This window comes from Serratia sp. K-E0102, assembly GCF_029962625.1.
GTDB lineage: Bacteria > Pseudomonadota > Gammaproteobacteria > Enterobacterales > Enterobacteriaceae > Serratia > Serratia sarumanii.
On the sequence record NZ_CP124754.1, the window covers coordinates 847,265 to 866,734 of the forward strand.

Annotated in this window: 19 protein-coding genes and 1 tRNA gene; 12 read left to right on the forward strand and 8 right to left on the reverse strand. The window is 60.5% G+C overall.

Annotated features, from left to right (window positions below; translation table 11 throughout):
• Nucleotides 1-219 precede the first annotated feature (219 nt).
• Nucleotides 220-1,014, forward strand: coding sequence for an endonuclease/exonuclease/phosphatase family protein (locus tag SSARUM2_RS03875; RefSeq protein WP_028127832.1), 795 nt, complete (start codon nucleotides 220-222; stop codon nucleotides 1,012-1,014).
• Nucleotides 1,015-1,066: 52 nt separating this feature from the next.
• Here the strand turns inward: SSARUM2_RS03875 and mltD are convergent, their stop codons facing one another.
• Together mltD and gloB are read right to left on the reverse strand one after the other, a co-directional pair.
• Complete coding sequence (mltD, locus tag SSARUM2_RS03880) at nucleotides 1,067-2,452, reverse strand: murein transglycosylase D (RefSeq protein WP_101427805.1); 1,386 nt, start codon at nucleotides 2,450-2,452, stop codon at nucleotides 1,067-1,069.
• 71 nt (nucleotides 2,453-2,523) lie between these two features.
• Complete coding sequence (gloB, locus tag SSARUM2_RS03885) at nucleotides 2,524-3,279, reverse strand: hydroxyacylglutathione hydrolase (RefSeq protein ID WP_060452684.1); 756 nt, start codon at nucleotides 3,277-3,279, stop codon at nucleotides 2,524-2,526.
• Between the two features lie 44 nt (nucleotides 3,280-3,323).
• Between gloB and SSARUM2_RS03890 the strand changes: the two genes are divergently transcribed.
• On the forward strand, nucleotides 3,324-4,043 hold the full coding sequence (locus SSARUM2_RS03890; RefSeq protein ID WP_033637192.1) for a class I SAM-dependent methyltransferase: 720 nt from the start codon (nucleotides 3,324-3,326) through the stop codon (nucleotides 4,041-4,043).
• Here the strand turns inward: SSARUM2_RS03890 and rnhA are convergent.
• Nucleotides 4,040-4,507, reverse strand: coding sequence for a ribonuclease HI (gene rnhA / locus SSARUM2_RS03895; RefSeq protein WP_004930193.1), 468 nt, complete (start codon nucleotides 4,505-4,507; stop codon nucleotides 4,040-4,042). The two genes, SSARUM2_RS03890 and rnhA, sit on opposite strands and share 4 nt — an antisense overlap.
• Nucleotides 4,508-4,579: 72 nt before the next feature.
• On the opposite strand from rnhA, the gene dnaQ reads away from it, so the two are divergent.
• A complete protein-coding gene (dnaQ, locus tag SSARUM2_RS03900; protein ID WP_004930195.1) occupies nucleotides 4,580-5,323 on the forward strand; it encodes a DNA polymerase III subunit epsilon in 744 nt (247 codons plus the stop codon).
• A 144-nt stretch (nucleotides 5,324-5,467) separates the two neighbouring features.
• Nucleotides 5,468-5,544: transfer RNA gene (locus SSARUM2_RS03905), tRNA-Asp, on the forward strand.
• 105 nt (nucleotides 5,545-5,649) lie between these two features.
• Here the strand turns inward: SSARUM2_RS03905 and SSARUM2_RS03910 are convergent.
• Nucleotides 5,650-7,890: a TonB-dependent siderophore receptor gene (locus tag SSARUM2_RS03910; protein ID WP_060429231.1), complete on the reverse strand. Its 2,241-nt coding sequence runs from the start codon at nucleotides 7,888-7,890 to the stop codon at nucleotides 5,650-5,652.
• Between the two features lie 229 nt (nucleotides 7,891-8,119).
• On the opposite strand from SSARUM2_RS03910, the gene SSARUM2_RS03915 reads away from it, so the two are divergent.
• The 4 genes from SSARUM2_RS03915 (at nucleotide 8,120) to hpxK (ending at nucleotide 12,677) form a co-directional block, all read left to right on the forward strand.
• A complete protein-coding gene (locus tag SSARUM2_RS03915; RefSeq protein WP_041033385.1) occupies nucleotides 8,120-8,998 on the forward strand; it encodes a siderophore-interacting protein in 879 nt (292 codons plus the stop codon).
• A gap of 136 nt (nucleotides 8,999-9,134) precedes the next feature.
• Nucleotides 9,135-9,974, forward strand: a complete 840-nt coding sequence (locus SSARUM2_RS03920; protein ID WP_033653349.1) for a MurR/RpiR family transcriptional regulator — start codon at nucleotides 9,135-9,137, stop codon at nucleotides 9,972-9,974.
• Nucleotides 9,975-10,182: 208 nt separating this feature from the next.
• Nucleotides 10,183-11,427 carry an alanine--glyoxylate aminotransferase family protein gene (locus tag SSARUM2_RS03925; RefSeq protein ID WP_060452760.1) on the forward strand — a complete coding sequence of 415 codons (1,245 nt, stop codon included), beginning with the start codon at nucleotides 10,183-10,185 and terminating at the stop codon, nucleotides 11,425-11,427.
• Nucleotides 11,424-12,677: an allantoate amidohydrolase gene (hpxK, locus tag SSARUM2_RS03930; RefSeq protein WP_060439055.1), complete on the forward strand. Its 1,254-nt coding sequence runs from the start codon at nucleotides 11,424-11,426 to the stop codon at nucleotides 12,675-12,677. The genes SSARUM2_RS03925 and hpxK overlap by 4 nt, the downstream gene beginning before the upstream one ends.
• Here hpxK and SSARUM2_RS03935 read toward each other — a convergent pair.
• Together SSARUM2_RS03935 and SSARUM2_RS03940 are read right to left on the reverse strand one after the other, a co-directional pair.
• Nucleotides 12,669-13,442, reverse strand: coding sequence for an amidohydrolase (locus SSARUM2_RS03935; protein WP_060439054.1), 774 nt, complete (start codon nucleotides 13,440-13,442; stop codon nucleotides 12,669-12,671). The genes hpxK and SSARUM2_RS03935 overlap by 9 nt on opposite strands.
• Nucleotides 13,430-14,590, reverse strand: coding sequence for a pyridoxal phosphate-dependent aminotransferase (locus SSARUM2_RS03940; RefSeq protein WP_039567062.1), 1,161 nt, complete (start codon nucleotides 14,588-14,590; stop codon nucleotides 13,430-13,432). The genes SSARUM2_RS03935 and SSARUM2_RS03940 overlap by 13 nt, the downstream gene beginning before the upstream one ends.
• Before the next feature lie 164 nt (nucleotides 14,591-14,754).
• Between SSARUM2_RS03940 and SSARUM2_RS03945 the strand changes: the two genes are divergently transcribed.
• From SSARUM2_RS03945 to SSARUM2_RS03955, 3 genes are read left to right on the forward strand one after another with little or no spacing between them, the layout of a single operon-like run.
• On the forward strand, nucleotides 14,755-15,369 hold the full coding sequence (locus tag SSARUM2_RS03945) for a methylthioribulose 1-phosphate dehydratase (RefSeq protein ID WP_060387315.1): 615 nt from the start codon (nucleotides 14,755-14,757) through the stop codon (nucleotides 15,367-15,369).
• On the forward strand, nucleotides 15,366-16,055 hold the full coding sequence (gene mtnC, locus SSARUM2_RS03950; RefSeq protein ID WP_060418245.1) for an acireductone synthase: 690 nt from the start codon (nucleotides 15,366-15,368) through the stop codon (nucleotides 16,053-16,055). The genes SSARUM2_RS03945 and mtnC overlap by 4 nt, the downstream gene beginning before the upstream one ends.
• The gene (locus tag SSARUM2_RS03955) at nucleotides 16,052-16,594 is read left to right on the forward strand and encodes an acireductone dioxygenase (RefSeq protein WP_060452685.1); all 543 of its coding nucleotides are present in this window, start codon (nucleotides 16,052-16,054) and stop codon (nucleotides 16,592-16,594) included. Before mtnC ends, SSARUM2_RS03955 begins: the two co-directional genes overlap by 4 nt.
• A gap of 17 nt (nucleotides 16,595-16,611) precedes the next feature.
• On the opposite strand, the gene mtnA is transcribed toward SSARUM2_RS03955, so the two are convergent.
• Nucleotides 16,612-17,640: an S-methyl-5-thioribose-1-phosphate isomerase gene (mtnA, locus tag SSARUM2_RS03960; RefSeq protein WP_033649921.1), complete on the reverse strand. Its 1,029-nt coding sequence runs from the start codon at nucleotides 17,638-17,640 to the stop codon at nucleotides 16,612-16,614.
• 146 nt (nucleotides 17,641-17,786) lie between these two features.
• Between mtnA and mtnK the strand changes: the two genes are divergently transcribed.
• The gene (mtnK, locus tag SSARUM2_RS03965; protein WP_060439053.1) at nucleotides 17,787-18,986 is read left to right on the forward strand and encodes an S-methyl-5-thioribose kinase; all 1,200 of its coding nucleotides are present in this window, start codon (nucleotides 17,787-17,789) and stop codon (nucleotides 18,984-18,986) included.
• 73 nt (nucleotides 18,987-19,059) lie between these two features.
• Here mtnK and SSARUM2_RS03970 read toward each other — a convergent pair whose 3' ends face one another.
• The gene (locus tag SSARUM2_RS03970) at nucleotides 19,060-19,212 is read right to left on the reverse strand and encodes a Hok/Gef family protein (protein WP_004930217.1); all 153 of its coding nucleotides are present in this window, start codon (nucleotides 19,210-19,212) and stop codon (nucleotides 19,060-19,062) included.
• Nucleotides 19,213-19,470: the final 258 nt, after the last annotated feature.

Consider the following 19,470-nt stretch of genomic DNA (forward strand, 5'->3'; position numbering starts at 1 on the left):
GTCTGCATTTTGCTGGCCCTTTCGCATTTTTCACCTCTGCTGCATCACCTTTACACTGCTATACCCTCAGAAGATTGAAATCGCCGCAGGCGGCCCCTATAACTGAAAAGGTTATGCCTGTAAAAGCCATGCCGTCTGTGCGGGGCAGGCGTATAATCAATTCACCGTTGGCGAAGTCTTCATCGCCAGTTTCATGCTAATGGGTTATAGGCGAATCGCGTGCCGAAACGAACTTATGCAATGAGGTATGTTGCAGGCCAGCCAGTTGAGCGAATCTTTCCTGGCGCCGTTAATCAGCCGTTGCCGCCAGGGGCGGCGCTGCCGACGACCGGCGCCTTGCGCGTTATGGTGTGGAATATTTTCAAACAGCAGCGAGCCGACTGGCTTTCGGTGCTGAAAAACCATGGCAAAGATGCGCAGCTGGTGCTGTTGCAAGAAGCGCAAACTACGCCGGAGCTGGTGAGCTACGCTACCGCCAACTATCTGGCGGCCGATCAGGTGCCGGCCTTTGTGTTGCCGCAGCACCCTTCCGGCGTGATGACGCTGGCGGCCGCTCATCCGGTTTACTGCTGCCCGCTGCGCGAGCGAGAGCCGCTGCTGCGGCTGTCCAAGTCGGCCCTGATCACCGTTTATCCGCTGTACAACGGTGAGCTGTTGATGGTGGTGAACATCCATGCGGTGAACTTTAGTCTGGGAGTCGACGTCTACAGCAAGCAGCTGGGGCCGATCGGCGAGCAGATCGCCAGCCACCGGGGGCCGGTGATCATGGCCGGGGACTTCAACGCCTGGAGCCGCAAACGTATCAATGCCTTGTATGACTTTGCCGGTGAGATGGCGCTGCGCGAAGTGAGCTTCGCCGACGATCACCGCCGTAAGGCTTTTGGCCGCCCGCTGGACTTTGTGTTTTATCGCAATCTTGGGGTCGTAGAGGCGTCGGTACTGGTGACCAGCGCGTCGGATCACAATCCGCTGTTGGTGGAGTTCCACCCGGAAAAAGATTCTCCCGTCTGGTGAATCGCAGGCAATAAAAAAGCACCCCGAAGGGTGCTTTTTTTGTGCCGGAAACTTAGGTATCCGGCGTCAGCTTGTTGCCGACAAACAGGGTTAACTTCAGACCGGGTTGAAGGCTGTTGCCTTTACCGAGCGTTGAATTCCAACGCATCACGTCGTTAATATCGACGCCGTGACGACGTGCGATACTGGCAAGCGAATCACCTTTACGAACCTGATAGGTAATACTGCTGTTACCGCCAGTATTGCTGGCCACTTGCAGGGTTTGCCCAACTTTTATGGCGCTCTTGGCGCGTAAGTTGTTCCAACTCTGCAAATCGCTGGTCTTAACGTTCAGCCGCTTGGCAATGCCCGATAAGGTGTCGCCGGAGCGCACTTTATACGAATTGCCACCGGTCAAACCGCTGTTCTTCGCCAACTGCGTCGTTGGCTGAGTCACGGCGATCTGGCCATCGGCCAGCGAGTCTTTCAGTTGCTCGGCATGCCCTTTGGGAACCATGATGTAATGGGGCCCGTTGGGTGCCGTAACGCCTTTTTTGTAGCCTGGGTTATACGCTTTCATCTTGGTGACTGAAAGCCCCGCCATCTCAGCCGCCTGAGTCAGCTGGATCTGCTGCCCGACATCGATACGCGCCAGCGCACGGGTTTCATCCGTTTTCGGGAGTTTCACGCCGTACTTCTTGCTGTTCTTGATGATGTCGCTCAGCGCCAGCATTTTCGGGACATAGATTGACGTTTCACGCGGAAGCGACAATGCCCAGAAATTGGTTGGCTTACCCTGGCGTTTGTTTGCCTTCACCGCTTGCATCACGCGGCCTTCACCACTGTTATAGGCGGCTACGGTCAGTAACCAGTCGCCGTTAAACATACGGTTCAAGCGCTGCATCATGTTAAGCGCAGCGGTTGTCGAGGCGACGACATCGCGTCGACCGTCATACCACTGATTGTTTTTCAAACCATAATTGCGACCCGTTTGCGGCACGATTTGCCATAGCCCTGCGGCGTTGGCACTTGACGTGGCGTGGGGGTCAAAAGCGCTCTCCACTATGGGTAGCAGTACCAGTTCCATCGGCATATTACGTTTCTTAATCTGCCCGACTATCCAGTACATGTACGGCTCTGCCCGTAATGTTACATCGTGGAGATAGCTCTTACTTTTTAAGTACTTTCTTTTCTGATCACGGATCCGGGAATTTTCCGGAACCTCCATCTTCAGCTCGTCGCTAATGAAGTTCCACAGGTCCTGTTGCGCGGCGGGACTGTTGTTATCCAACCACCGCGCCGAGCTCGCTCGGCCATTTGCTGTGTACTCTCCTGCTTCACCATCTTGACCAGCTGAAGACAAACTCTGTGCATGCTGTTCTGGCGCCGGTGCGTCCTGCCTGGACGACTGGCAACCCACTAGCAAGACTGAGGCGAGAAATATCGCTTTAGCCTTCATGTGTGTGTCAATGTAGTTGCTTAAAAGACGAGCAATAATACTTTGCTTCGCCAAATAACACAACTAAAAGCTCAGAAGTTATCTTTCCGCAGGCGTAATTCGGAAAAAACTGAATGAAGGCTTTCCGGTGGTGAATTAAAGCCTAATTTCTTTTGTAAATCAGTGTCATGGCAACGTAAAAACAGGTTAATTTTGCGCTCTAATTGCAATGTGGTTGGCACGCTGGCTTGGCCTTTTGCCCTTAACGCTTCAACATGTTGTTGATATGTTTCAATCTCTCGATCTTCCGGCAAAATAGCCCGCGCAAACTTAAGATTTGAAAGAGTATATTCATGCGCGCAGCAAATTAAGGTGTTATCGGGAAGTTGCGCGAGTTGTTGAAATGAGTCGTACATTTGTTTGGCGCTGCCTTCAAACAGCCTGCCGCAGCCGGCGGAGAAAATTGTGTCGCCGCAGAACAGATAAGGGGCACTATAGAATGCCACATGGCCCAACGTATGGCCGGGGACGGCGATAGTCTTGTATTGGTGGCCATCGATGGCAAAGGTGTCGCCGTCGCGGACGATGTGGTTGGCGCCTTTGTCCGCGGTTTCTTGCGGCCCATAGACAGCCAGGCCGGGATATTGCGCCACGATCTGCGCCACGCCGCCGACGTGATCGTGATGATGGTGGGTCAGCAGGATCGCCGCCGGCGTCAGCTGCAGGCGCTGCAGCGCTTCCAGCACCGGCTGCGCCTCACCCGGATCGACGATAATGCAGCGCCCCTGCCGGTCATCCAATAACCAAATGTAATTGTCCTGGAAGGCGGGAATGCTGATAAGATTCATGGTGTACCTCTCGTTGGCAACGGCTTGAAAGAAGATAATAAATCATGAAACCAGCCCATACTCTACAAAAGCTCACCGGCCCGCAGTCCTGGGCGGAGCTGCCGTGGGGGGAATACTATCGTGAAGCCCTCGAGCGGCAGTTGCAACCCTGGTGGCCAAAGCTGTTCGGTTTCCATCTGCTGAAGATGGGCATGCTCAGCGCCGAGCTGGCCACGGACAAATGCGCGATTTCCCATCAGGTCAACGTAGGGTTGGAGGGGGAAGGGCTGCAGGTGATCGCCGATGCTTATCAACTGCCGTTTGCCGCCAAGTCGGTGGATGCCTGCCTGTTGGCGCATACGCTGTCCTATGCGGACGATCCGCACCGTATGCTGCGTGAAGTAGACAGGGTGTTGATCGACGATGGCTGGTTGGTTATCAGCAGCTTCAATCCGTTCAGCCTGCTGGGATTGGGCAAACTGGTGCCCGGATTGCGTCGCCGCCAGCCCTATGTCAGCCGCATGTTTACCCAGATGCGGCTGCTGGATTGGCTCAGCCTGCTGAATTATGAGGTGTTGTACCAGGCGCGTTTTCACGTGCTGCCATGGCACCGCAAGGGCGGCAAGTTTTTATGCACTCATTTGCCGGCGCTGGGCTGCATGAGCGTGATTGTGGCGCGCAAACGCACCTTGCCGCTGACGCCTACGCCGATGAAACTGGGGGCGAGAAAACCTTCTCTCAGCCGCGCGGTGGGCGCGACCAAGAGCTATCGCAAACTGCCTTAGGCTTCCGGTTGGTAACCGACGTCTTCCTGCGTCGGCTTACCGGCCGCTTCGCGCGCCAGCACGTCACAACGTTCGTTCTCCGGGTGGCCGGCGTGGCCCTTGACCCATTCCCATTTTACCTCGTGGCGCTGAATGGCCTGATCCAATCGCTGCCACAGATCGACATTTTTGACCGGCTTCTTGTCGGCGGTTTTCCAGCCGCGCTTCTTCCAGTTATGGATCCAGCTGGTGATGCCCTGGCGCACATACTGGCTGTCGGTGCTGAGCGTCACGGCGCAGGGCACGGTCAGCGCTTCCAGCGCCACGATCGCCGCCATCATTTCCATGCGGTTATTGGTGGTCAGACGAAAACCCTCGCTGAAGGTTTTTTCCGTCTGCTTATAGCGTAATATCGCGCCGTAGCCACCGGGGCCGGGGTTGCCAAGGCAGGAGCCGTCGGTGAAAATTTCTACCTGTTTGAGCATCTCTGGTAGACTCTTCCTATCAGTTTTATAAAAGCCAAGTCTGACATAAACGAGCGCTGTGAGCACTGCAATATGATCTCTACAACCACCAGACAGATTGTCCTCGATACCGAAACCACCGGTATGAACAAGCTTGGGGTGCACTACGAAGGGCACCGCATCATCGAAATCGGTGCGGTGGAGGTGATTAACCGCCGCCTGACCGGGCGCAATTTCCACGTTTACATCAAGCCGGACAGGCTGGTGGATCCGGAAGCCTACGGCGTACACGGCATCAGCGACGACTTCCTGGCCGACAAGCCGACCTTCGATCAGGTTGCCGAGGAATTCCTCGACTTTATCCGCGGCGGCGAACTGGTGATCCATAACGCGGCGTTCGATATCGGCTTTATGGATCACGAATTCCGCATGCTGCAGCAGGGCATCCCGAAGACAGAGACCTTCTGCACCATTACCGACAGCCTGCTGATGGCGCGCCGCCTGTTCCCGGGCAAGCGCAACAACCTCGATGCCTTGTGCAGCCGTTATGAGATAGACAACAGCAAGCGTACGCTGCACGGCGCATTGCTCGATGCCGAGATCCTGGCGGAAGTCTATCTGGCGATGACCGGCGGTCAGACCTCGATAGCCTTCCAGATGGAGGGGGATACCCAGCAAAACGACGCCGCGCAAGAGATTCAGCGCATTGTCCGCCCGGCGACCGCGATGAAAGTGGTCTACGCCAGCGACGAAGAAGTGAAGGCGCATGAGGCGCGTCTGGATCTGGTGGCGAAGAAGGGCGGCAGCTGCCTGTGGCGCGGAGCGCCGGCCGAATAACGGCGTTTTTGCGTGAAAAAACCTCAGCGGATGAACCTTCGTTGAAAAACTGTGCAAACGGTTCATTTGGTGAGAAAAAGGCGTTGACGGAACCGAAAGGCGTCCGTAATATGCGCCTCGTTCCCCCGCAAGAGGGAATGGCGCGGAGCGGTAGTTCAGTTGGTTAGAATACCTGCCTGTCACGCAGGGGGTCGCGGGTTCGAGCCCCGTCCGTTCCGCCACTATTCAGAAGCCCTGAGTTAGCGATAACTCAGGGCTTCGTCGTTTCTGCTCTCTGAAAAACGGTGCGGCTCAATGAACGGGGCCGGCAGACCGGCCCCTTATCCTCAGAATAACACCGAGTAGTTCAAGCCGAAGGTGCGTCCACGGCCTTTATAGCTGTACAGCTCAGGCGAACCGTAGGTTGGGCTGTACAGTATCGGCGCGCGTTGGCCCCAAACGGTGGTGTACTCCTTGTCCAGCAGGTTTTCCACGCTGAAGCTGATTTTCCCCACCGGCAGGGCATAGCTGCCGAGGAAATCGAGGGTGTTGTAGCCATCGATCTTGCGGCCCTGAGTGGAATTGGCCTTGGTGTAATCACCGTCGTCCGACACGTCGAAGGTCTGCTGCGACTGTAAGCGCAGATTCCAGTCGCCCGGCGCCCAGCCGACATAGGCGGTGACTTTCGATGGGCTGGCGGTATCCACCACCAGCTTCTTCCATTCGCCGTTGACCTTGGTTTCGGAACGGATAACGTTGAAGTTGGTGCCGGCGCTCCAGTCGCTGTCTTCAAAGAAATAATCCACCGCGCCTTCTACCCCGTAGATGCGGCGCTTATCCGCATTGACGTTGATGGTCATGTCGGTTTTGTTGATGGCGATGCTCTTGTCGGACAGCGAGTAGTAGGCGGCGATTTGCGTGCGCAGGTTATCGCCGGTATAGCGCCAGCCCAGCTCGTAAGCATTGACCTTGATGCCTTCCAGCCTGGAATCGCCGACGTTAACGCTTTTCAGCAGCTGGTAGTGGCCGCCGTTCAGCGCGTAGGTGCCGTTGCCGTAATACTTGCCCGGATCCGGGATCTCGAAGCCCTGAGAGAAGTTGAACCAGGTTTGCTGGCGCTCGGTCAGGTGCGCCAACAGGCCGGCGTTGAACAGCGCATTGTTGTAGTCGGTTTTCCCTCCCGGAATGGCGTCGGCGGAGGCGGCGGCACCGGTAGCGATCGCCTGCTGCTGGTTATAGCCGACGAAGTCGTCGATCTTGTTTTCGGTGTACTGGTAACGCACGCCGCCGCTCAGGGTGAAGATCGGGTTGATGTCGTAACTGGCCTGCAGGAACGACGCCAGATTGCTGGTGGTATAGCTCGGGTAGCGGCCGGTGCTGTAGGCGTTCTCCAGCGTCATGCCGCCGGACTGTTGCGCCTTCGCCAGGTTAAAGAACTGTTGGTTGGCGTTGAAGCTCTCATGCTCGGCGTCGATGCCGTAAGTCAGCGTCAGCGCGTCGACAGGTTTGCTGTTTAACGTCAGTTTGCCGCCGTAGAAGTCGGTTTTTTGCTGCGAGGCGCCAATGCTGCTGACGTAATAGTTCGGCGCTTTGCCCGCCAGCGTCGGGAACGGGTAGAAGGTCAGGGTTTCGTCGCGGTAGTAGACCTGCGCCACCAAATCCTGGCCGAGGAAATCGGTGTTGGAATATTGCAGGTTGATCAGATGGCGTTCGGTGCCGGGGATGCGGTCGGAATCTAAGCTACCGCTGTTGTAGGCCTTGGCGTTGCCGGTCACCGCCGCGAAGTTTTCTCCCAGGAACAGGCCGTGGTCGCCGTCGGACTGGCTTTTGTAGTATTGGGTGGTCAGCTGCAACTGTTGATGATCGTCGATGTTGAGGGTGCCGGTGCCCATCACGTCGAGGCGATCGGAATACTGCAGGCCGGTTTGGGTGTTGTCGATCAGCACCTCGTTGCCTTTGCCGTCATACCAGCCGCCGTAGCGCTGGTAAGAAACGGACAGGCGCCCCGAGGCGTTGTCGTTGCCGCCGCTGACCGCCGCCGCCACGTTCTCGTCGTGATCGTTATGGCCGCCAAAGCCGGTTTTACCGCCGATCTGCAACTCGACCTGCTGTTCCGGTTGCCCCTTTTTGGTGACGATGTTGATCAGGCCGCCGGTGCTGCCGCCGCCGTACAGCGAAGTCGCGCCGGAAATCACCTCAATATGATCGATATTGAACGGATCGATAGAATCCAATTGGCGGCTGTCGCTGCGCGATGAGTTCAGGCGTACGCCGTCGATCATCACCATCATCGAACGGCCGCGCATATTCATGCCATAGTTGGTGCGGCCCTGGCCGCTGACGTCCATGCCGGGGATCAGCTGCGCCAACATGTCCTTGATCTCTTTGCCGCCCTGGACCTGCTGTTCGATCTCCTGGCTTTCGATGACCCAAGTGGTCTGCGCCATTTCCGCCACGCTGCGGTGCGAACGGCTGGCGGAGACCACCAACTGCTCTTCGTTGCCGGTTTTCTGATCTTCTGCCCAAGCCGCCGGCGCAAGCATTGCCAGCAGACAAGGGTTCAATACCCAAAGGTGTTTGCGTTTCATCGTTATTTCCCAGGTGATTTTGTTATTACTCTATTTTTGAGAATGCTTCTTTTATCAATAACGTTTCTTGTTATCAATAAAATCATGATATGATTTTTTGCGATACATTAACGTAATTAATTAGTTTTATTAACATTTTACCCACTGCGCGATCGAGCACCCCACGCCGTCAACACGGCAGCCGATCGGTCATATGCGCAAGCGACAGCGTTGCCGGAGAATCGAGAACATGTCCGCCAGCTACAGAATTTTTGATATCACCCTGAAAAGCAAAACGCTGATTTCACCTTCGCTGGTGCGCTGCGTGTTTGAAGGTGCGGATATTCATCGGATGAAGCTTGAAGCGCCGGATCAGCGCATCAAACTGTTGTTCCCGGCGGCGGACGGCCAGAGCCCGCAGTTGGCCAACGGCCCGGATTGGTACGGCGATTACATGGCGATCCCCAAAGAACAACGGCCGGTGATGCGCACCTATACGCTGCGTGCGCTGCGCCGTGAGCAGAATCAGATGGACGTCGAATTCGTGCTGCATGGTGTGAACGGCCCGGCTTCCGCTTGGGCGACCCACGCCGAGCCGGGTGACGCCATTCAGACGGTCGCGCCCAACGGCGAGTTCGGCGGCGACAGCGGCGGCTACGAATGGGCGCCGCCGGCGCAGTTGCAGCAGGCGCTATTGATCGCCGATGAGACGGCGGTGCCGGCGGCGATGGGCATTCTGGAGCAGCTGGCGCAGCAGGCCAATCCGCCGCGGGTGCAGGCGTTCTTCGAAGTGCCGGTGGCGGGGGATTGCCTGGATTTGGCCCGTTTCCCGTTCGCCGAGGTTTACTGGCTGCCGCGCGACGTGGGCCGCCAGTTGGCGCACGGTACGCTGCTGGTGGAAGCGGTGCGCCAGCGGGTCGATATCCCCGCGTCGGCGTGCGCGCAGGCGCAGTCCCTGGCGGAAAGCAGCCTGAGCGATGAGGTGCTTTGGGAGCGGGCGGCCGGCGGTAACGCTTTTTATGCCTGGGTGGCGGCCGAGTCTTCCACGGTGAAAACGCTGCGGCGTTATCTGATCGGCGAACGCGATCTGGATCGCGCTACCGTCAACTTCATGGCCTATTGGTGCTGAACGCGCGGCCCTTTTCCGGCATTAACGCTGGAGCAGGGCATGCCGCTGCTATTCCCCCTCAACGAATAATCGCTTGCCAGCGGGTAGTTCGACCGTGTTATGTTCCGCTGAAACGAAGGTTACAGCGAGAACGATAATGCAACGGTTCGACGAACGCCTGCGCCGCGACTACCCACAGCTGACGCCGCAGGAGCAGCGGGTGGCCGACTTCATCTTCGATCACTATGACGATTTGATCGGCTACAACAGCGCCGAGCTGGCGCGTCTGAGCGGCGTTTCCAAAGCCACGGTCAGCCGCTTGTTCAAACGGCTGGGTTACCCCAACTACCGCGCCATGCGCGATGAGCTGCGCACCCTGCGCCAAAGCGGCATGCCGCTGACCGACAGCCGCGATGCGGTGCAGGGCGATACGCTATTGGCGCGGCACTGTAAGCAGGAAATGGCCAACCTCACCCGCTGGGTAAAGCAGATCGATGCGGTGCAGTTCAGCGCGGCGATCGCCGCACTGGCGCAGGCGCGAAGCGTGATGCTGCTGGGGCTGCGCAACAGCTATCCGGTGGCGATGCACCTGCGCCAGCAGCTGATGCAGGTGCGGGAGCAGGTGCTGCTGGCGCCGCAGCCGGGGCAAACGCTGGCGGAAGATCTGGCGGGGCTGACGCCGCAGGACATGGCGGTGGTGGTGGCGTTCCGTCGCCGGCCGCGCCAGATAAAGGCGCTGCTGGCGCTGTTGCAAAGCCGCGGGGTGCCGACGCTGCTGATCTGCGAACCGCAGGCGCAGGCGTTGTTCCCACTGGCCAACTGGCACTTGACCGTGCCGCTCGACAGCGTGTCGGCGTTCGACAGCTATGCCGCCGCCATGAGCCTGGCCAGCCTGCTCAGCAATGCGTTGCTGCATGAGCGGCTGGCGCAGGGGCGGCAGCGTATTCATCACGTCGCCGAACTGTTCCAGGCGCTGGACGAACTGGAGCTGCGTTAAGCGCGGCAGGTCATTTCCCTTCCTGCACTTTCCACCGTTTAAGGCGGATCGGTCACCTCATTGTGTTACTTTGGTTTCATTAATTGATCATAAGAATCTTTTGTTTCAACTGAATCCCTATCGGGAGTAGGCTGTTGGGCAGCAAACAAACGTCATGTCGACGCTGACGGCATAACTCAATAACTTACTAAGCTGACAGGGAATGAACATGTTGGATATCTCGCAATTCGATCAGATTAACCCGCCGGCACGCCTGCTGATGGGGCCGGGGCCGATCAACGCCGATCCGCGCGTGCTGCGCGCCATGTCGAGCCAGCTGATCGGCCAGTACGATCCGGCGATAACCGGTTACATGAATCAGGTCATGGCGCTGTACCGCGCGCTGTTCCGCACCGAAAACCGCTGGACGATGCTGGTGGACGGCACCTCGCGCGCCGGTATCGAGGCGCTGCTGGTTTCCGCCATTCGGCCGGGCGATAAGGTGCTGGTGCCGGTCTTCGGCCGTTTCGGGCATCTGCTGTGCGAGATTGCCCGCCGCTGCCGTGCCGAGGTGCACACGATCGAGGTACCGTGGGGCGAGGTGTTCAGCGCCGATCGCATCGAAGACGCGATCAAGCGAGTGCGCCCGCGCCTGCTGCTGACGGTGCAGGGCGACACCTCCACCACCATGCTGCAGCCGCTGGATGAGCTGGGCGATATCTGCCGCCGCCACGGCGTGCTGTTCTATACCGATGCGACGGCTTCCTTCGGCGGCAATCCGCTGGCGACCGATGCCTGGGGGCTGGATGCGGTCTCCGCCGGGCTGCAGAAGTGCCTGGGCGGCCCCTCCGGCAGTTCGCCGGTCACCCTCAGCCCGCAGTTTGAAGAGATTGTGCGCCGCCGTAAATGCGTGGAGGCGGGGATCCGCACCGCCGAGCATGCCGACGGCGACGACGAGATGATTTACTCCAACTATTTCGACATCGGCATGATCATGGATTATTGGGGACCGGAACGCCTGAATCACCATACCGAAGCCACCAGCATGCTGTTCGCAGCGCGCGAATGTGCGCGGGTGATCCTTGAAGAAGGGCTGGATCAGGCCATCGCCCGCCACCGGCTGCATGGCGCGGCGATGCTGGCGGGCATCCGGGGCATGGGGCTGGCGGTGTTCGGCGATCTCGAACACCGCATGAATAACGTGCTCGGCGTAATGATCCCGCCGCAGGTGCACGGCGAACAGGTGCGGCAGATGATGTTGAACGACTTCGCCATCGAAATCGGCACCTCGTTCGGCCCGCTGCAGGGCAAGATCTGGCGCATCGGCACCATGGGCTACAACGCGCGCAAGGATTGCGTGCTGCAAACCCTGGCGGCGCTGGAGGCGGTGTTGAACCGTCTCGGCTTCGCCAGCAAGCAGGGCGAGGCGTTGCAGGCCGCCTGGAACGTTTATGACGCAGGCAAGCGTGGATGACGCCGCTGGAGGCGCAGCAGGCTGCCGCACGGGTGATGGCGCGCTGTGACGAGCTGGCGGCGATCAGCGCGGAGCCCGGTAAATTGACGCGTCTTTATCTGTCTGCGGAACATCGGCGCGCCAACGCTCTGGTGGGTGAATGGATGCGCGAGAGTGGCATGCAGGTTTGGCAGGACAGCGTCGGTAATATCTGCGGCCGTTATGAAGGGCTCACGCCCGCTGCCCCTGCGCTGCTGCTCGGTTCGCATCTGGACACGGTGCGCAATGCCGGGCGCTATGACGGCATGCTCGGCGTGCTCACGGCGCTGGAAACGGTGACGCACTATTACCGCCAGGGGCGCCGTTTGCCGCTGGCGCTGGAGGTGATCGGTTTTGCCGACGAAGAGGGCGCGCGCTTTGGCGTCACGCTGCTCGGCAGCCGCGGGCTGACCGGCCAATGGCCGCAGGAGTGGCTGGCGCAGACGGATGCCGACGGGGTGAGCATCGCGCAGGCCATGCGCGACTTTGGGCTGGATCCGGCGGCGATCGCACAGGCGCGTCGCGCGCCAAACGAAATTCGCGCCTATCTCGAATTGCATATCGAACAGGGGCCGTGCCTGGAGGCAGCCGACCTGGCGCTGGGCGTGGTGACGGCGATCAATGGCGCGCGCCGGCTTACCTGCACTTTCAGCGGTGAAGCGGGCCACGCCGGCACGGTGCCTATGGTGCAGCGCAAAGACGCGTTGGCGGCCGCGGCGGAATGGATAACGGCGGTCGAAACTCTGACCCGCGCCGCCGATCCGCATTTGGTGGCCACCGTGGGGTGTATTGAATGCCTGCCGGGCGCGGTCAACGTGATCCCCGGCGAAGTGCGATTGACGCTCGACGTGCGCGGCCCGCAGGATGCACAACTGGCGGCGCTGTTGACGGCGTTGCTGGCGCAGGCGCAGGCGATCTGCGCGCGCCGCGGCGTGCGCTTCGCCAGCGAGGAGTTTTACCGCATTGACGCCACCGCCTGCGATAGCGATCTGCGGCAATGCTGGCAGGCGGCCGTCGAGCAGGTACAGGGGCGGAGCCTGGCGCTGCCGAGCGGCGCCGGGCACGACGCCATCGCCGTGGCGGCGCACTGGCCGGTCGGCATGCTGTTCGTGCGTTGCGCCGGCGGCGTCAGCCATCATCCGGCCGAAGCGGTGCGGCAGGCGGACGTGACGCTGGCGATCCAGGCCTATTGCCTGACGATCGCCGGCTGGGAAAAGGGGGAGTCAGTCTAAACGCAGAAAGCTGTCGGCGTCGCGCCAGGCCGGGAAGGCGCTGCGGTAACTCTGCAGGGTTTCCAGCGACAGCTCGGCGTCCAGCCGCGTGGCCGCGCCTGGCTCCGCATCCGCCAGGATCTCGCCCTGAGGGCTGATGATCAGGCTGTCGCCGCTGTAGCTCAGGCCGTTGGGATCTTCGCCCACCCGGTTGCAGCCCGCCACATACACCTGATTTTCAATCGCCCGCGCCGCCAGCAGCGTTTGCCAATGGTGACTGCGCGGCGCCGGCCAGTTGGCGACGTACAACGCCAGATCGTAATCCTGCTGATAGCGCGCCCAGACCGGGAAACGCAGGTCGTAGCAGATCTGCGGCAGGATGCGCCAGCCGCGCCATTCGAAGATTTCACGCCGGTTGCCGGCTTGATAGTGCAGGTGTTCGCCGGCCATGCGGAACAGGTGGCGTTTGTCATAGGCGTGCACCTGGCCGCCCGGCTCGACCAGCAGGAAACGGTTGACCGCGCCCTCGTCGGTTTTCAGCGCCACGCTGCCGCCGATTAACGCGTGGCTTTTCACCGCCCAACCGTGCAGCCAGTCGATCACCTGCTGTTCGGGCAGGGCGCTCTCGCCGGCATCCATGGCGAAGCCGGTGGTGAACATCTCCGGCAAGACGATGAGATCGCGGCCGACGATCGGCGCCAGCAACGCGTCGAAGGCGGCCAGATTGGCGAGGCCGTCGCGCCAGACCAAAGGTTGCTGCAACAGGGTAATTTTTAAAGTCGACATAACCGCTCCGCAGCTGCATCCAGCGTGGCGTCCTGTTTAGCGAAGCACAGCCGGATCAATTTATGGGGGAAAGGATCGGCACAGAAGACCGACAGCGGAATGGCCGCCACGCCCACGTGCTCGGTTAACCAATGGCAGAACGCCACATCGTCCAGATCGGAGATGGCGCCGTAGTCCGCCAGCAAGAAGTATGTACCCGCGCAGGGTAAAATTTCCAGTCGGCTGCTCGCCAGCGCCTGCACAAAGCGGTCGCGTTTGGCGCGATAGAACGCCGGCAGCTGTCGCCAGTGCTCCGGCTCGGCGCGCAGGCTATCCGCCAGCGCCAGCTGGGCCGGGGTATTGACCGAAAAGGTCAGGTATTGATGCACTTTGCGCACCTCGGCGCTCAGCGCGGCGGGTGCCACGCAATAGCCCACTTTCCAACCAGTCATGTGGAAGGTTTTACCGAAAGAGGACACCGCGATCGCGCGTTGGCGCAGCTGCGGGTGGGCCAGCACGCTGGCGTGGCCGCCTTTGGCGAAGCAGATGTGTTCGTAAACCTCGTCGCTGAGCACGTAGATTTCGCGTTCGGCGATAGCGTGCCACAGCTGCTGCATGTCTTCCGCCTGCCAAGCGGTGGCGGACGGGTTGTGCGGCGTGTTGACGATCACCAGGCGGGTGCGCGGCGACAGCGCGGCGGCGAACGCTGGCCAATCCACGGCAAACGCAGGCGGCTGCAGGGCGATGCGTTTGAGTATGCCGCCGGCCAACGTCACCGCCGGCGCATAGCTGTCGTAGCTGGGATCGAAACAGACCACCTCGTCGCCGGGGCGCACCAGCGCGCTGATGGCGGCGAACAGCGCTTCGGTGGCGCCGGCGGTGACAGTCACTTCGCTGCCGGCGTCCGGCTGCCAGCCATACAGCTCGGCGGTTTTGTCGGCGATGGCTTCGCGCAGCGGCGCCACGCCGGTCATCGGCGCATATTGGTTGGCGCCCTGGGCGACGTGCCAGGCCAAGCGTTCTTTCAGGTAGTCCGGGCCGTCGAAATCGGGGAAGCCCTGCGACAGGTTGATCGCCTGGTGCTGCTGCGCCAGCGCGCTCATCTGGGTAAAGATGGTGGTGCCCAGCGAGGGCAGTTTGCTTTCGGGAATCAATGCGGAAGTGCTCATAGCGGGTGAATACTCCTGGCGCTTATATTGCCGTCAATATAACACGATGCTAGTATTTGGCAATCAAGACGCTTAGATGGCTAAATGCGAAAAAGTGCTTAGCCCGCCACGCGGCAGGCCAAGCCTCATCTGCCGGCCGCCTTACCGAACGGGAAACGATAATAATGACGGAGAATCCGCAACTTACCGCATTGCTGGCGGCCTGCCACTGGATTGGCGACAAAGGCTGGTGCCCGGCGACCGGCGGCAACATGTCGCTGCGCCTGGACGAACGTCAGTGCCTGGTCACCGAGTCCGGCAAAGACAAGGGTAGCCTGAGCGCCGCCGATTTTCTGCGGGTGGATATTGCCGACAATCATGTGCCGAGCGGCCGCACGCCGTCGGCGGAGACCGGGCTGCATACGCTGCTCTATCGCCTGTCTGCGCATATCGGCGCGGTGCTGCATACCCATTCCGTCAACGCTACCGTCCTGTCGCGGGTGGAACGCGGCGATGCGCTGGTGCTGCAGGGGTACGAAATGCAGAAGTCGCTGGCCGGCCAGCGCAGCCACCTGGACCGCGTGGCGATCCCCATATTCGACAACGATCAGGATATCCCTCGGCTGGCGGCGCGCGTGGCGGCCTATGCCGAGGCCACGCCGCTGCAATACGGCTTTCTGGTGCGCGGCCACGGTCTGTATTGCTGGGGAAGCCAGGTGGCGGAAGCTCGCCGCCATCTTGAAGGGCTGGAATTCTTGTTCCAGTGTGAACTGCAACGCCGTTTACTGGAGGCGAAATGATCCGCGCCATCGTGACTGATATTGAAGGCACCACCAGCGATATTCGCTTCGTGCATCAGGTACTGTTTCCTTACGCCCGCGAACGGCTGGCGGATTTTGTGCGCCGCCATGCCGCTGAGAGCGAAGTCGCCGCACCGCTGGCGGCGCTGCGCGCTGAAATTGGCCAACCGCAGGCCGATCTCGACGTGCTGATCGCCGCGCTGTACCGCTTTATGGATGAAGACCGCAAATCCACCGCACTCAAAGCGCTGCAGGGCATCATCTGGCGCAGCGGCTACCGCGAGGGTGATTTCCGCGGGCATCTGTATCCGGAAGTCGCCGGGCAGTTGGCCGCCTGGCAGCGGCAAGGGGTGAAACTCTACGTCTATTCCTCCGGTTCGGTGGAGGCGCAGAAGCTGCTGTTCGGCCACAGCGACGCGGGCGATCTGCAGCCGCTGTTCAGTGGCTATTTCGATACGCACGTCGGCGCCAAGCGTGAAACCGCGTCGTACCGCAACATCGCGCAGGCTATCGGCATCGCGCCCGACGAGCTGCTGTTTTTGTCCGACATCCGCCAGGAGCTGGATGCGGCGCAGGCCGCCGGCTGGCATACCTGCCAGCTGATCCGCGATGACGCGGACGATCAGAGCCGGCATCCGCAGGTTAACCGTTTTGATCGTATCGATTTAGGGGAGTTCGTCTCATGAGTGGATTGACCATTTTCAGCGATACAGCGCCGCAGCAGCCGCTGTGGCAGAGCCGCGATGCGCAGGAGATCCAGCGGCAGTTGGCGCAGATCGGCGTGCGCTTTGAGCGCTGGCAAGCGGATCGCGAGCTGGGTGACAACCCGCAGCCGGAGGCGGTGATCGCCGCCTACCAGCATGAGATAGACCGACTGGTGGCGGAAAAGGGTTACCAGAGCTGGGACGTGATCAGCATGCGGCCGGACCATGAGCAGCGCCAGGCACTGCGTGAAAAATACCTGTCCGAACATACGCACGGCGAAGATGAAGTACGCTTTTTCGTCGAAGGCGCAGGGCTGTTTTGCCTGCATCTGGACGGCAAGATCTTCCAGATCCTGTGCGAAAAGAACGATCTGATCTCGGTGCCGGCCAACATCCGGCACTGGTTCGATATGGGATCGGCCCCGCATTTCACAGCGATCCGGGTGTTCGACAACCCGGAAGGCTGGGTGGCGCATTTCACCGGCGACAAGATCGCCGATGCTTATCCGCGTTTGGACTGAGTGCCGATGGGCGGGCGTTAACCCAACGCCCGCTGGAAAATCCCCGCTTCAACCTGCTGCGGCGTAATCACGCCGCTGTCGAATATCCATCCGCTGATGAGCTTCGCCGGCGTGACGTCGAACGCCGGATTGTAGACCGGCGCATCGTTCGGCGCCCACTGGCAGGCGCCGAAGCTACCTGAAACGCCGGTGACTTCGGCCGCCGCGCGCTGCTCGATCGGGATGGCTGCGCCGTCCGGGCAGTGCGGATCGTGGGTGGTGTGCGGGGCGGCCACGTAGAACGGGATGCCGTGATAGTGCGCCAGCACCGCCAAGCTGTAGGTGCCAATCTTGTTGGCGACGTCGCCGTTGGCGGCGATGCGATCCGCGCCGACCCATACCGCATCGACCTGGCCCTGCGCCATCAGGCTGGCGGCCATCGAATCGCAGATCAGGCGATAGGGAATGCCCAGCTCGCCCAATTCCCAGGCGGTCAGACGGCCGCCCTGCAGCAGCGGCCGGGTTTCATCGACCCATACCTGTTGCACTTTGCCCTGCCGGTGGGCGCGCAGCAGCACGCCGATGGCGGTGCCGACGCCGGCGGTGGCCAATCCGCCGGTATTGCAGTGGGTCAGCAGGCGGCTGCCGGGCTTGACCAGCCCAGCGCCGTGATCGGCGATGCGATCGCACAATCGGCGATCCTCTTCCACCAGCCGCAGCGCTTCGTTCACCATCGCCGGCGCCCAGTCAGGCTCCGCCAGCGCCAGCTTCATGCGATCCAGATTATTCATCAGGTTGACCGCCGTCGGGCGAGCGGCGCGCAGCGTGTGCAGCGCCTGTTCCAGCTCGGCGCGCGGCAGACCGCGTTCCGCCAGCAGCGCCAGCAGCAGGCTGGCGGACAGCCCGATCAGCGGCGCGCCGCGCACCCGCAGGCTGTGAATGTGTCCGACCAGTTCCTCCACGCTGTCGCAGGCGCGCCACCGCTTTTCCTGCGGCAGGGCTTGCTGATCGAGGATCCAAAGGCGGTTGTCCTGCAGGGTCAAACTGGTGGTGTTAAGCGCTTGCATCGGCGGTTAATTCCTTGTTGCGTGGTTATTGCATCTGAAACGCTATTCTGCCAACATGACTTCCAGATGTATAGACGTCCAAATGCTTTTACGTCTAAATAAACAGAATCGCTGGGGTCAGTGAGAGAGAACAGAGGGGTTGGGGAATGTCGCTTTATCGTACGTTTACGGCTGCCGATGCCGTTGAATATGCCCGCCAATATGGGCAGGTGGCCGATCCGCAGGCGCTGGTGAGCGCCGACGAGATCGGTGACGGCAACCTGAACCTGGTGTTCAAGATCCGCGATCGCGAAGGCGTGAGCCGGGTGATCGTCAAACAGGCGCTGCCCTACGTGCGCTGCGTGGGCGAATCCTGGCCGCTGACGCTGGATCGGGCGCGCATCGAAGCGGAAACGCTGCGGGTTCACGGCGGTTTCTGCCCGCGGCATACGGTAAAAGTCTTGCATCACGATCCCGAATTGGCGGTGATGGTGCAGGAAGATCTCTCCGATCATCGCATCTGGCGCAGTGAGCTGGTACAGGGCAACTATCACCCGCTGGCGGCCGGGCAGTTGGCGGAATACCTGGCGCAGACGCTGTTCCACACCTCCGATTTTTATCAGTCGGCGCAGCAGAAGAAGGCGGAAGTCAGACGTTTCACTAACCCCGAACTGTGCCAGATCACCGAAGACCTGTTCTTTACCGATCCCTATATCGACCATGAGCGCAATCAGTTCGAGGTGGCGCTGTTGCCGCAGGTGCAGGCGCTGCGCGAGGATGCGCCGCTGAAGTTGGCGGTCGCCGGCCTGAAACATCGCTTTCTCAGCAAGGCGGAGGCGCTGTTGCACGGCGATATTCACAGCGGTTCGATCTTCGTGGCGGAAGGCCGGTTGAAAGCGATCGACGCCGAATTCGGCTTCTACGGTCCGATCGGTTTCGATGTCGGTACTGCGTTAGGCAACCTGCTGCTCAACTATTGCGGGCTGCCGGGGCTGTTCGGGCCGCGCGACGCCGCCGCCGGGCGCGAGCAGCGCCTGCAGGATGTGCGCGAGCTATGGCTGATCTTCGCCGATCGCTTTTTGGCTTTGTGCCATCAGCAAAGCCGGGATGCGGCGCTGGCGACGCCGGGTTACGCCGAGCTGTTCCTGCTACAGGTCTGGACCGATGCGGTCGGGTACTGCGGCACCGAACTGATTCGGCGCACCATCGGCCTGGCGCACGTCGCCGATCTGGACAGCATCGCCGACGCTGATATGCGCCTCGACTGTCAGCGCCATGCGCTGGGATTGGGGCGCACGCTGATCGTCAATGCGCCGCAGATCGAGCATATTGACGCCCTGTTGGCGCGCATTCGTCAGCAGGGCTGAAAAGGCGGATGCTCGTGGATCTTGCCTGACACCATCAGCCAACGGGCGGGGCGAACCCCGCCGTTGGGTTGCCTTACCGTTCGGATTCGTAAGCCAAAGTGGCCGCAACCTCCGAGTCTCCCAGCCTGATGCGCAGTTCGCACAGCGAACCGCGGGTTAGCCAGATGAACGCGATCAGCGTCATACAAACGATCACCAGCTTAAGCACGACCCGTTTTTGCTGCATTTTTGACCTCCCTATCCTTGCCTTGCGGCGGGTAAGAGGCTAACCTGACGTTGCTAGGCATCAGAGTGGCCTCGGGTTGATAATATCGACTCGGGGCCTTTCTCTTTCTCTCCTTTGCCAAGGCTCCGGACAGAAAGATCCAGAGCACCCGCCGCGCAGTCTACTCGAACTTCCTTCCCGTGAAATCCGCCGTTGCGCCAACCTGCGGCGCGCTGCGCAGTTCGTGATGCAAGAAAAGAAAAAGGGGCGATGATGATC

What these genes read in the sequence shown, in the direction of transcription:
- mltD (WP_101427805.1), bottom strand. Translation starts at nt 2,452, where the DNA reads ATGAAGGCTAAAGCGATATTTCTCGCCTCAGTCTTGCTAGTGGGTTGC.
- gloB (WP_060452684.1), bottom strand. Translation starts at nt 3,279, where the DNA reads ATGAATCTTATCAGCATTCCCGCCTTCCAGGACAATTACATTTGGTTA.
- SSARUM2_RS03890 (WP_033637192.1), top strand. Translation starts at nt 3,324, where the DNA reads ATGAAACCAGCCCATACTCTACAAAAGCTCACCGGCCCGCAGTCCTGG.
- SSARUM2_RS03945 (WP_060387315.1), top strand. Translation starts at nt 14,755, where the DNA reads ATGACGGAGAATCCGCAACTTACCGCATTGCTGGCGGCCTGCCACTGG.
- SSARUM2_RS03970 (WP_004930217.1), bottom strand. Translation starts at nt 19,212, where the DNA reads ATGCAGCAAAAACGGGTCGTGCTTAAGCTGGTGATCGTTTGTATGACG.
- SSARUM2_RS03915 (WP_041033385.1), top strand. Translation starts at nt 8,120, where the DNA reads ATGTCCGCCAGCTACAGAATTTTTGATATCACCCTGAAAAGCAAAACG.
- SSARUM2_RS03935 (WP_060439054.1), bottom strand. Translation starts at nt 13,442, where the DNA reads ATGTCGACTTTAAAAATTACCCTGTTGCAGCAACCTTTGGTCTGGCGC.
- mtnA (WP_033649921.1), bottom strand. Translation starts at nt 17,640, where the DNA reads ATGCAAGCGCTTAACACCACCAGTTTGACCCTGCAGGACAACCGCCTT.
- dnaQ (WP_004930195.1), top strand. Translation starts at nt 4,580, where the DNA reads ATGATCTCTACAACCACCAGACAGATTGTCCTCGATACCGAAACCACC.
- SSARUM2_RS03940 (WP_039567062.1), bottom strand. Translation starts at nt 14,590, where the DNA reads ATGAGCACTTCCGCATTGATTCCCGAAAGCAAACTGCCCTCGCTGGGC.
- mtnK (WP_060439053.1), top strand. Translation starts at nt 17,787, where the DNA reads ATGTCGCTTTATCGTACGTTTACGGCTGCCGATGCCGTTGAATATGCC.
- SSARUM2_RS03955 (WP_060452685.1), top strand. Translation starts at nt 16,052, where the DNA reads ATGAGTGGATTGACCATTTTCAGCGATACAGCGCCGCAGCAGCCGCTG.
- hpxK (WP_060439055.1), top strand. Translation starts at nt 11,424, where the DNA reads ATGACGCCGCTGGAGGCGCAGCAGGCTGCCGCACGGGTGATGGCGCGC.
- SSARUM2_RS03920 (WP_033653349.1), top strand. Translation starts at nt 9,135, where the DNA reads ATGCAACGGTTCGACGAACGCCTGCGCCGCGACTACCCACAGCTGACG.
- rnhA (WP_004930193.1), bottom strand. Translation starts at nt 4,507, where the DNA reads ATGCTCAAACAGGTAGAAATTTTCACCGACGGCTCCTGCCTTGGCAAC.
- SSARUM2_RS03910 (WP_060429231.1), bottom strand. Translation starts at nt 7,890, where the DNA reads ATGAAACGCAAACACCTTTGGGTATTGAACCCTTGTCTGCTGGCAATG.
- SSARUM2_RS03925 (WP_060452760.1), top strand. Translation starts at nt 10,183, where the DNA reads ATGTTGGATATCTCGCAATTCGATCAGATTAACCCGCCGGCACGCCTG.
- mtnC (WP_060418245.1), top strand. Translation starts at nt 15,366, where the DNA reads ATGATCCGCGCCATCGTGACTGATATTGAAGGCACCACCAGCGATATT.